9 protein-coding genes are annotated in these 12,236 nt (G+C 39.9%); 8 read left to right on the forward strand and 1 reads right to left on the reverse strand.

Going from position 1 to position 12,236, the window contains the following annotated elements:
* Positions 1 to 62: 62 nt before the first annotated feature.
* A complete protein-coding gene (locus BN1875_RS07195) occupies positions 63 to 242 on the reverse strand; it encodes a YjzD family protein (RefSeq protein WP_048604166.1) in 180 nt (59 codons plus the stop codon).
* 115 nt (positions 243 to 357) lie between these two features.
* On the opposite strand from BN1875_RS07195, the gene dnaE reads away from it, so the two are divergent.
* The 8 genes from dnaE to BN1875_RS07235 all read left to right on the forward strand — a co-directional run bounded on the left by dnaE (position 358) and on the right by BN1875_RS07235 (position 11,578).
* Positions 358 to 3,651 carry a DNA polymerase III subunit alpha gene (gene dnaE / locus BN1875_RS07200; protein WP_048604167.1) on the forward strand — a complete coding sequence of 1,098 codons (3,294 nt, stop codon included), beginning with the start codon at positions 358 to 360 and terminating at the stop codon, positions 3,649 to 3,651.
* 162 nt (positions 3,652 to 3,813) lie between these two features.
* On the forward strand, positions 3,814 to 4,776 hold the full coding sequence (gene pfkA / locus BN1875_RS07205) for a 6-phosphofructokinase (protein ID WP_048604168.1): 963 nt from the start codon (positions 3,814 to 3,816) through the stop codon (positions 4,774 to 4,776).
* A 65-nt stretch (positions 4,777 to 4,841) separates the two neighbouring features.
* The gene (gene pyk / locus BN1875_RS07210; protein ID WP_048604169.1) at positions 4,842 to 6,608 is read left to right on the forward strand and encodes a pyruvate kinase; all 1,767 of its coding nucleotides are present in this window, start codon (positions 4,842 to 4,844) and stop codon (positions 6,606 to 6,608) included.
* Between the two features lie 244 nt (positions 6,609 to 6,852).
* Positions 6,853 to 7,413, forward strand: a complete 561-nt coding sequence (locus BN1875_RS07215) for a YceD family protein (RefSeq protein WP_048604170.1) — start codon at positions 6,853 to 6,855, stop codon at positions 7,411 to 7,413.
* A 58-nt stretch (positions 7,414 to 7,471) separates the two neighbouring features.
* On the forward strand, positions 7,472 to 7,651 hold the full coding sequence (gene rpmF, locus BN1875_RS07220; RefSeq protein ID WP_048604171.1) for a 50S ribosomal protein L32: 180 nt from the start codon (positions 7,472 to 7,474) through the stop codon (positions 7,649 to 7,651).
* A 164-nt stretch (positions 7,652 to 7,815) separates the two neighbouring features.
* Entirely contained in the window at positions 7,816 to 9,234 is a 1,419-nt protein-coding gene (gene gndA, locus BN1875_RS07225) for an NADP-dependent phosphogluconate dehydrogenase (protein ID WP_048604172.1), read from the forward strand.
* A 158-nt stretch (positions 9,235 to 9,392) separates the two neighbouring features.
* The gene (locus BN1875_RS07230; protein WP_010738750.1) at positions 9,393 to 10,079 is read left to right on the forward strand and encodes a response regulator transcription factor; all 687 of its coding nucleotides are present in this window, start codon (positions 9,393 to 9,395) and stop codon (positions 10,077 to 10,079) included.
* Positions 10,076 to 11,578 (forward strand): HAMP domain-containing sensor histidine kinase, encoded by a 1,503-nt coding sequence (locus BN1875_RS07235; RefSeq protein WP_048604173.1) that lies wholly within the window; start codon positions 10,076 to 10,078, stop codon positions 11,576 to 11,578. The genes BN1875_RS07230 and BN1875_RS07235 overlap by 4 nt, the downstream gene beginning before the upstream one ends.
* Positions 11,579 to 12,236: the final 658 nt, after the last annotated feature.

Genomic DNA, 12,236 nt, shown 5'->3' on the forward strand with positions numbered 1-12,236 from the left:
AGCAGTATTTTGGGCTATAAAAAAAGAGAAAGGAATGTTACTTCCTTTCTCTTTTAAACAAATTAGCGGGCCGCTTTTTTGGGCGTTGCGATTGTGCCAATCAAGAGGATAAACACACCGGCAATCATTGAAATGATTGTGGTCAGCATAAAATCATACGTTCCACTAGCTAGGGAGCTTCCGATATAGCCGACAACCTGTCCTAAAATAAAGGTCCAAAATAATGTGACAAGATAACGCATCAAGACACCTCTTTTCCAAGTGCATAGTGATTTCTCGACTATAGTGTACCATATTTTTTCAAGTTGTAAACATTTCAAGCATTTTCAAAAAAATTTTTCTTGGGGGCAGTAAATAATGGATTTTCCTCAATTATATACGATTTCTTCTTATTCATTACTGCAAAGTACGTTGCAGATTCCCCGACTTGTTCAGGAAGCAAAAAAGCAGGGATATCAGACAATCGGGCTTTGTGACCGGAATGTGTTGGCAGGAGCGGCTGAATTTTATCAAGTCTGTCAAAAAGAGGGCATGCAGGCAATCATCGGGTTGCATTTGGACTATTTTTCAGATGTACAGGGAAATGAAAACGAACTCTTATTATTTGCAAAAAATTTAGCTGGGTATCAAAAATTAATCCAGCTTTCCAGTGAAAAGATGATCACAGGACAAGTTACGCTTGAAAAATTTGGCAAGTTAACTGACTTAATCGGGATTTTTCCTGAAAGAAATGAGCCAATCTACTTGAAGGAAAGCCAAGAGATTGCTGAGGAACGGTTAAAAGAAATTAAAGAACTTTTTGAAGCAGGGAATCTTTACTATGGGGTTTCTCCTCAATTTCCTCTTGAGGAAGAATTGGTTGATTGGTGGCAGGAAAATGGTATTCCTCCTTGTGGTATTTATCGGGTAAATACAGCTGAGGAGGATGAGCTTCCGGCCATTACCGTAATGGAGCACATTAAAAACGGCACACAGTTGGAAGATTTCCAACAAATCACTGTCGCTTCCCAGAATTCCTGCTTACAACCAGTCGCTGAGTTGACCGCTCGTTTCTCAGAAGAAGCTGTGGAAAATGCAATTCGCGTCGGTGAAGCCTGCCAATGGACATTTCCACTGCATCAAACACTTTTGCCACATTACCCTGTGGAGCAACCCAGCGGGGAATTTCTGAAAGAACTCTGTTGGGAGCGACTGCCTCAACGAGTAGAGACACCCGATGATCGCTATCAGCAACGTTTGACCTATGAATTATCTGTTATCCATCAAATGGGGTTTGATGATTATTTTCTAATTGTTTGGGATGTAATGGATTTTGCCCATCAGCAAAAAATCGTCACTGGTGCTGGTCGGGGATCGGCCGCCGGTTCGTTGGTGGCGTACGTTCTCGGCATTACTGATGTGGATCCGATCCGCTATCAATTGCTTTTTGAGCGTTTTTTAAATCCGGAACGCTACACCATGCCGGATATTGATCTGGATATTCCCGATAATCGCCGTGAAGAGGTATTACATTATGTTCAGGAAAAATACGGAAAATTTCAAGTAGCACAAATTGCGACTTTCGGAACAATGGCGGCAAAAATGGTGTTACGGGATGTCGGGCGAGTTTTTGGTTTATCGCAAAGTGAAGCCAATCGTTGGTCAAAAGCAGTACCGAATGCCTTAAAAATGACGCTAAATCGGGCATATCAAGAATCTGCGAAACTGCGGGAATTAGTCGAGAGTAGTGAAAAAAATTTCCGGATGTTTCAGATTGCACAACTTTTAGAGGGATTGCCGCGACATGTGTCAACCCATGCTGCCGGAGTAGTCATTAGCGATCAAAATCTGCTGAACTTCATTCCTTTGCAGGAAGGTTCGGAAGGAATTTTACTGACGCAGTTTACGATGAATGATGTCGAAGCCGTGGGTTTACTTAAAATGGACTTTCTGGGACTGCGGAATTTATCAATTATCGACAATACCTTGCAGGGAATTCAGCGAATCACCGGCAAACAATTTTCGCAAAAAAACATTCCTTTAGATGATATGGCAACGCTGCATTTATTCCAGAGGGGAGATACAGCCGGAGTGTTCCAGTTTGAATCAGCAGGGATTCGAAATGTATTGCGACGGTTAGAACCTGAAAGTATTGAAGATATTGCTGCTGTCAATGCGCTTTATCGACCAGGACCAATGCAAAACATCGATACATTTATTAAACGCAAAAAAGGTTTGGAGAAGGTTTATTACCCAGATGAGAGTTTGCGCCCGATTTTAGCAAATACTTATGGTATCATGGTTTATCAAGAACAAATCATGCAGGTCGCTTCAAAGCTGGCTGGATTTACCCTTGGGCAAGCAGATATTTTGCGACGGGCGATCAGTAAAAAGAAAAAAACGATTCTTGATGAAGAACGGCGACATTTCGTTGATGGTGCTATGAAAAACGGTCATGATAAAAAAACAGCTGATAATGTTTACGATTATATCGAACGTTTTGCAAATTATGGCTTCAATCGTTCCCATGCATTTGCGTATTCCTTTGTTGGGTTTCAAATGGCATATTTGAAAGTTCATTATCCTGGTCCATTCTTTGCCGCCTTGCTACATTCGGTTCGTCATAATCCCACCAAGGTTAAGGAATATTTGAATGAGGCGAAGAAACGCAAGATTCAGATTTTGCCGCCGTCCATCAATCACAGCAGCTATAGTTTTCAATTGCAGTCTTTAACGGTTATCCGGTTTGGATTAAGCAGTTTGAAAGGGAGTCGCCGGGATTTTGTGACGGAGATTTTGCAGGAGCGCAAGAAAAATGGGCCCTTCACTTCTTTTGATCAATTTTTGACCCGCATTGATCGGAAGTGGTTGAAGGAAGAAGTCTTGCGCCCGTTGATTGAAATCGGTGCATTTGATGAATTGGAACCTCATCGCCGGCAATTGGCATCAGAAATAACAGGGAAAATCCAAAATGTTCAGTACAGCGGCGGCAGTCTTGATTTGCTGGATGTGATGACGTTGAAAGCACATGAGGTTCAGGAATATCAACTGGAAGAAAAATTGGCGTTGGAAGAAAAGTATCTAGGCGTCTATCTATCCGGGCATCCGGCAGAACAATTTACCCGTGTGCAACGGGCAAAAGGAGTTCGTAACGTAACCGAGATTCTGCCAAATCAAAAAATTCATCTATTGCTTTACTTGCGGGAAATTCGAGAGATTCGAACAAAAAGAGGCGAGCAGATGGCTTTTATTGAAGGAAACGATGCCAGTGGGGAAGTCTCGGTAACGATTTTTCCAGAGTTGTATCGCCAGATTCGCGGAATTATTTCAGAAAATGCGGTAGTGTATGTCGAAGGAAAAGCGGAGGTCAGCAAATATAACGGCGAAATACAGGTGATTGCTGACAAGGTAGAATTAGCAGCGACAATCGAAGCGGCGATTCCTCAAGTAACTTGTTACTTGCGAATCACGGACGAAAAAGAGGAGCCGGATCGTTTGAACCAACTGTATCGGTTGATTCAAGAAAATATTGGACCGATTCCTGTGGTATTGTACTATGCAGCAAGTGAAAAAAAACGGATACTAAATGAAGAGTATTGGGTTACCGATAAGCCCTTGTTTAAAAAGCAGTTAGGGGAATTATTGGGAACAGAAAATGTTGTTTTCAAGTAATTTTCAGCAAAAAATTAATCTTGTTTTCATTTTTTGCGATTAATTACACGTAATTCAAGACAAGGACCAAATTTAATGTTAAAATGTAACTCGTGATTAATGCCAAAATGGTATTACTTAGGGCGACCTAAGAAAAGTATAATTAATGAGGTGAATGTGTAAATGAAGCGCATCGGAATCTTGACTAGTGGTGGAGATGCCCCAGGTATGAACGCAGCCATTCGCGCTGTGACCCGCAAAGCCATTTTTGATGGCCTTGAAGTATACGGAATCAATTACGGTTTTGCCGGATTGGTTGCCGGAGACATTCGTCGTTTAGACGTGGCTGATGTTGGTGATAAGATCCAACGAGGAGGAACCTTCTTATATTCTGCGCGTTATCCAGAATTTGAATTTGAAGAAGGACAATTGAAAGGTATCGAACAATTGAAAAAATTCGGTATTGAAGGATTAGTTGTTATTGGCGGCGATGGTTCTTATCATGGCGCAATGGCACTGACAAAACGTGGATTTCCAGCAGTAGGTATCCCAGGAACAATCGATAATGATATTCCAGGAACTGATTTTACTATCGGTTTTGATACAGCAATCAACACAGTTTTGGAATCACTTGACCGCATTCGCGATACAGCGACTTCCCATGTTCGGACATTCGTGATCGAAGTAATGGGACGCGGAGCTGGAGATATTGCGTTATGGTCTGGTGTTGCCGGCGGTGCTGATGAAATCATCATTCCAGAACACGAATTTGATATGGCAACTGTTGCCAAACGAATTCAAGAAGGTCGCGACCGCGGCAAGAAACACTGCTTGATCGTTTTAGCTGAAGGTGTCATGGGCGGTAATGAATTTGCTGAAAAACTTTCAGAATATGGCGATTTCCATACACGGGTTTCTATTTTGGGACACGTTGTTCGTGGGGGTTCACCAAGTGCCCGTGATCGTGTTTTAGCCAGCAAGTTTGGTGCTTTTGCCGTTGATTTGTTAAAAGAAGGCAAGGGCGGTCTATGTATCGGTATTGAAGACAACAAAATGGTTGCTGCCGATATTATCGATACCTTGGAAAACAATAAACACAAACCAGATGTTTCACTGTATGATTTGAATAAGAAATTGTCATTCTAATTTGCAGCCTAACCCCGTAAAAAAGCTTAACAGCTATTTTAAATAAAGAATAGGAGCGTTCAGTAATGAAAAAAACTAAAATCGTTAGTACTTTAGGACCAGCAAGTAATAGCGTAGAGATTATTTCTCAACTTATCGAATCAGGAGCTAATGTATTTCGTTTCAACTTCTCTCATGGAGATCATGAAGAACAATTAGGTCGTATGACTCTTGTTCGTGAAGCCGTTCAAAAAACAGGTAAAGATGTAGCCCTTCTTTTAGATACAAAGGGTGCAGAAATCCGTACAACCGTTCAAGGAACACCTGACGGAAAAATCAAATTTGAAATCGGCGATGTTGTTCGTATTTCAATGGATGGCGAACATGTTGGATCAAAAGAAAAAATTGCGGTAACTTACCCTGGTTTGTTCCACGATGTACACGTTGGCGGACACGTATTGTTCGATGACGGCTTGATCGACATGAAAATCATCGAAAAAGATGAAGCAACAAATGAAATCGTTACTGAAGTACAAAATGCTGGTATCTTAGGTTCTCGTAAAGGGGTTAACGCTCCTGGCGTATCTATCAGCCTACCTGGTATCACTGAAAAAGATGCGGACGATATTCGTTTTGGTTTAGATAACGATATCAACTTTATCGCTGCAAGCTTTGTTCGTAAAGCACAAGACGTTTTAGATATTCGTCAAATTTTAGAAGAAAAAGACATGACGCATGTTCAAATCTTCCCTAAAATTGAATCACAAGAAGGAATCGACAATATCGACGAAATCATCAAAGTTTCTGACGGTATCATGATTGCTCGTGGGGACATGGGTGTTGAAATTGCGCCTGAATTGGTTCCTATGGTTCAAAAACGAATCATCCAAAAATGTAATGCTGCCGGTAAAGCAGTTATTACAGCAACTCAAATGTTAGAATCCATGCAAAAAAATCCTCGTCCAACACGCGCAGAAGCATCTGACGTTGCCAATGCCGTATTTGACGGAACTGATGCTACAATGCTTTCTGGTGAATCAGCAAATGGTGATTACCCAGTTCAATCTGTTGCTACAATGGCTCGTATCGACCAAGAAGCAGAAAAAGCTTTGTCAGAACTTGGTTCATTCCAAATCAACGAATTTGATAAAACAGACGTAACAGAAACAATTGGTTTGTCTGTTGCTCGCGCTGCGAAAAACTTAGGCGTGAAAACAATCGTTGCTGCAACTGAATCAGGTTACACAGCAAAAATGATTTCTAAATACCGTCCAGACGCTGATATCTTGGCTGTTACATTTGACGAACGCACAAAACGCGGTTTGATGATGAACTGGGGTGTTTATCCAACAGTTGCTGAAAAACCATCAACAACAGACGAAATGTTCGATCTAGCTGCTAAAAAAGCTGTTGAACTAGGTTTTGCTAAAGAAGGCGACTTGATTTTGATTACTGCTGGTGTTCCAGTTGGTGAACGTGGAACAACAAACGTTATGAAAATTCAAATGATCGGTTCAAAACTTCTTGAAGCACAAGGCGTAGGCCAAAAATCAGTTGTTGCGAATGCCGTTGTTGCTCATTCAGCTGAAGAAGCAAATGCAAAAGCAAAAGACGGAATGGTTCTTGTTGTTCCAACAACAGATAAAGAATACATGCCTGCTTTTGAAAAAGCAGCTGCAGTTATCGTTGAAGAAGGCGGTTTGACTTCTCATGCAGCCGTTGTTGGGATCGCAAAAGACATCCCAGTTATTGTTGGTGCAAAAGAAGCAACAGCAACGATTGAAGATGGCGAATTGATTACCGTTGATTCTCGTCGTGGAATCGTTTATCGTGGCGAAACAACAGCTATCTAATAACAAAATAGTAGGGCTTTAGTGCAGGAAAAACTGTGCTTAGAACCGTTTTGTTGAATGTAGCGAAACAGTTGTCTTTTAGACAGTTGTTTCGCTTTCTTTATTGGATGGTTCAAACAAAAAAGCTTGGATTTAATGGAGAAAACGCTTAGCAAAAGAACGAAACAGGGTGTCAAGAAAATTTCATTGACAAAGAAAAATATGCCCTGTATAATAGCTTTTGTTGCTTAGAGGTGATGAAGAAATGAAATGGTCTTTATTGGAATTAAAAAAACACCAAGAGACACCCCTTCTTTTTTCCGATACGCTGGAACTAAAAAGCGAATTGATGGAAAGAGATAATCAAATACTTGATGTTGCTCCTATTGCGGTTGATGGTTTGCTGACAGTCAGCTCGTCTGAATATTTAGTACACTATTCGATACGTACGGTGCTCACAGTACCTTCTTCCAGAAGTCTGGAACCTGTTGCTTTCCCAATGGATTTGACTGTTGACGAAATCTTCATGACACCAGAGCAGTACCAACATCGTTCAGAAGCGTTTCCAGAAGAAGATGTCCTGATTTTAGAAACTCAGACATTAGATCTTTTTGAATCAGTTATGGACAATATTCTGTTAGCTATTCCGTTGCAGGTTTTATCTGAAGAGGAACAACAGGCCACCGAACTTCCGAAAGGCAGTGACTGGGTCGTTCTTTCTGAAGAAGAATATTTGCGTCAGAAAGAGGCGACAGAACCTAAAATTGATCCTCGTCTTGCCAAGTTATCTGAATTATTGGATCATCCAGAAGATGACGAAAAGTAAGATTGGAATAAATGAACAGCAAATTTGCTGTTTTGACTAAACAAGGAGGTGTAACACAATGGCAGTACCAGCTAGAAGAACGTCAAAAGCGAAAAAAGCAAAACGTCGTACACATTACAAATTGACGATCAACGGTTTGAACGAATGTCCAAACTGTGGTGAATTGAAGAAGAGCCATCACGTATGTGCAAACTGCGGTTACTACGATGGTAAGGATGTAGCAACAAAAGAAGCATAATTCTCTTTTTTTCAGAAAAGAGAACCCAACCCCCAAGACTAACCATGGAGTCTTGGGGGTTTTTGATCTTTTTTCATATTTCTAGTAGTGATTGGTTTAATTGATTTTTGTTTTAGGCTATAATAAAAAAGATAAAATGCTTCAAGGAATTAGGAGGAATGGAAATGACAAAACAGCAAATCGGTGTTGTCGGCATGGCCGTCATGGGAAAAAACTTGGCGCTGAATATTGAAAGCCGCGGTTATTCTGTCGCATTGTTCAATCGTACAGGTTCAAAAACAGAAGCTGTCGTAAAGGAACATCCAGATAAAAATTTTAAAGCGACCTATACAATAGAAGAATTTGTTGATTCAATCGAAAAACCTCGCAGAATTTTGCTGATGGTAAAAGCCGGAGCAGCAACAGATGCGACAATTCAAGAATTATTGCCTCATTTAGACAAAGGCGATGTTTTGATTGACGGTGGGAATACTTTCTTCAAGGATACCATGAGAAGAAATGAAGAATTGGCAAACTCAGGAATCAACTTTATCGGAACTGGTGTTTCTGGTGGAGAAGAAGGTGCGTTAAAAGGGCCATCCATCATGCCTGGCGGGCAAAAGGAAGCCTACGATTTAGTAGCACCAATCTTAGAACAAATCTCGGCTAAAGCAGAAGATGGTGCGCCATGTGTGACTTATATTGGACCAAACGGCGCCGGGCACTATGTAAAAATGGTGCATAACGGTATTGAATATGGAGACATGCAGTTGATTGCTGAATCCTATGATTTGATGAAAAATATTCTTGGGTTAAGTGTTGATGAAATGGCAGAAATTTTCAAAGAATGGAACCAAGGCGAACTAGACAGCTATTTGATTGAAATCACAGCAGATATTTTGACTAGAAAAGACGATCTTGGCACCGGCCAACCAATCGTAGATGTCATTTTAGATGCAGCTGGAAACAAAGGAACCGGAAAGTGGACTAGCCAAAGTGCATTAGACCTAGGTGTACCACTCCCATTGATTACTGAATCAGTCTTTGCCCGCTACATTTCTGCCTATAAAGAAGAACGGGTGAATGCAAGCAAAATTCTACCAAAACCTGTTTATGAATTTTCTGGCGACAAAAAGGAATTGATTGAAAAAATTCGTGAAGCATTGTATTTCAGCAAAATCATGAGTTATGCTCAAGGATTTGCTCAATTACGGGTTGCTTCAAAAGAATTTGACTGGGAACTGCCATTTGGTGAAATTGCTAAAATTTGGCGGGCTGGTTGTATCATTCGAGCACAATTTTTGCAAAAGATTACGGATGCCTATGAAAAGACACCGGATCTTGAAAACTTGTTGTTAGATGATTACTTTGTTGAAATCACGAAGAAATACCAACAAGCCGTACGGGAAGTTGTTGCGTTAGCTGTTCAGGCGGGCGTACCAGTACCAACCTTCTCATCAGCGATTGCATATTTTGATTCGTATCGTTCCGATCGTTTGCCAGCGAATATGATCCAAGCACAACGGGATTATTTTGGTGCACATACCTACGAACGGACGGATCGTGAAGGCATTTTCCACTACAGCTGGTATCACGAAGAATAATCAATCAAAAACAGACAAGAGGTACCGAAAACTGATAAGTTTTCGCGTACCTCTTTTTTAATCGTTTCTTTCATGATAAAATGGCTATAGCATTTTAATAACTAAATAAAAATTGGACAATTTTTTTAGAATAAAAAGAGAGAAGGATTAAAATACAAATGAGTAATATTCTAATCATTGAAGATGAAAAGAACTTGGCGCGTTTTGTAGAATTGGAATTGAAACATGAGGGGTATAATGCAGAAGTCCACTACAATGGACGAACAGGGTTAGATGCTGCATTAAATAATGATTGGGATGCCATTTTACTAGACTTGATGTTGCCGGAATTAAACGGCTTGGAAGTTTGCCGCCGTGTCCGCCAAGTAAAAAACACACCGATTATCATGATGACAGCACGGGATTCAGTAATCGACCGAGTTTCTGGCTTAGACCATGGTGCAGATGATTATATCGTCAAACCATTTGCCATTGAAGAATTATTGGCACGTTTGCGTGCATTGTTGCGCCGAATTGATATTGAAGGCGATAAGAATGTCGCAAAACAAACTACAATTACCTACCGGGATTTAACGATTGAAAAAGAAAATCGGGTGGTCCGCCGCGGCAATGAAGTTATTGAATTGACAAAACGCGAATACGAACTGCTTTTAACATTGATGGAAAATGTCAATGTCGTATTGGCACGTGATGTATTGCTTAACAAAGTTTGGGGTTACGAGACAGAAGTGGAAACGAATGTCGTTGATGTTTATATTCGTTACCTACGTAACAAAATCGATGTTCCCGGAGAAGAAAGCTACATCCAAACAGTCCGCGGAACTGGTTATGTGATGCGTTCGTGATCAAATTTAAAGAAAAGATCTCTTCGAAAGGACTAAAAGGCCCATCTTTGACTATCAAATGGGCTTTTGCTAGTTCTTTCTTTATATTTGTCGTTTTTACGATTTTTGCCGTGATTACCTATAAATCTTCTGTCAATCTGATCGTGGCGAAAGAACGGAAAAATGTGGAACAAACAATCTCTGGTGTTGCCTCACGTCTAGCCAATGCAGACAGTGAGCTGACTTTGCTGAATACCTATCGAAATTTGACCAATAATTCTTCAGATGAAAGCAGTCTTTATGATCGAACATCGACGGTTGAAGGAAACCTAATGAAAATTGATCCCTTCATTTCTGAGTTGGGACAAGATGCTTTGAGTTTATATGTCTATAACCTTGAAGAAAAGCTGGTTTTCAAAACCCATTCGGAGAGTCTGAACTTATTTCAGGAAAAAAGAAAAGATCCTACCATAATTACGCTTAATGGAATCACCGGATTTTTATCAATTCAACCGATTTATTCAAAAGATACCACCCATAAAATCGGCTATGCACAAACTTTCTATGAACTATCCTCTTTTTATGAGATTCGCAGTAAGCTTTTGTTTACTCTGATTGTTCTTGAAGTAATTTCGCTCATTTTGAGCAGCATATTGGGTTTCTTCCTTTCGGCCTATTTCCTCAAACCTTTGAAAGTTTTGCGGGATACAATGGATACCATCCGAAAAGATCCAGAATCAGACGCCCACATGCCGGAGATCAATACGAATGACGAGTTAGCCGATTTAGCTGAAATTTTTAATGAGATGCTGGATCGAATGCGCACCTATATCGAACAGCAAAAACAATTTGTCGAAGATGTTTCCCACGAGTTGCGAACACCAGTGGCAATCATGGAAGGTCATCTGAGTATGTTGCAACGCTGGGGCAAAGATGATCCGGAAGTTTTGGATGAATCAATTGCAGCAAGCGTTCAAGAACTGAGACGTATGAAGAGCCTTGTTCAGGAAATGCTCGACCTATCTCGTGCAGAACAAGTGGATATCCAATATACTCATGAAACAACCAATGCAAAAGAAGTCACTTATCAAGTATTCAATAATTTTAAAATGCTCTATCCGGAATTTACATTTACCTTAGATGACGATTTAACGGATGAAGCCATTTTAAGCATCTACCGCAATCACTTTGAACAAATCATCATCATTATTCTGGATAATGCTGTGAAATATTCCACAGAACGAAAAGAAGTCCATATTTCGATTTCTAGACAGGGGAATGAATTTGAATTAGCCATCCAGGACTTTGGCGAAGGTGTTTCTGAGGAAGATTTGAATAAGATATTTAATCGATTCTATCGGGTTGATAAAGCTCGTGCCCGAACCAAAGGCGGCAATGGCTTAGGCCTATCAATAGCGAAACAACTTCTTGCCAGCTATAAAGGGCGAATCGCAGCCGAAAGCGTCGTAGGTCAAGGGACCATTTTTAGAATTTATATCCCAATTCAACACAAAAAATAAAAAAGAAACAGTCAAAAACGGATGGCTCCTCTTCAAATGAGAGTCTCCCAACTGGCTGTTTTTTTGTTGGATACAAAAAGCTCACTCTTTTTAGATAAAATCAATTGAAAAAAATACGAATGATAATATTTTTAAGACAGTTATCGTTTGATAATTATACGCAAAACCAGTGTATTTACTAGATATATCAAAAGATAATTCGTTTTATAAAAAAAACAAAATTCTTCGCAGTTTTCAGTTGATTTTTGTGATTATACTTGCTATATTATTAAATGTTCCGATGTGAGCGGGGCGAAAAAGAATTACCACTTATTTTAAAAATAGTTGTTGACTATCAAAAATATCCGTGGTAATATAACAAAGTCGTTTTAATTAAATAGTTCTCAATGCTGATTTAACAGCAAAAATTATTTAAAATGTTGTTGACAAATAACAATTAATACGATAAACTTACAGAGTTGTGTTGAGTTCTTCGGTAGCTTTGCCGATTAACAAAAATCTTCAACTTTTAAAGAAAATCATTGACAATCGCTTGTCAATCTGATATGATTTAAAAGTTGCTGAAACAACGCAGTAGACCTTTGAAAACTGAACAAAGCAAGCAAACGAACCAAAATGTGTAAGGTGCTTCTTTTAGTAGAAGCAACAGAAACATGCA

This window comes from Enterococcus massiliensis, from assembly GCF_001050095.1.
GTDB lineage: Bacteria > Bacillota > Bacilli > Lactobacillales > Enterococcaceae > Enterococcus_C > Enterococcus_C songbeiensis.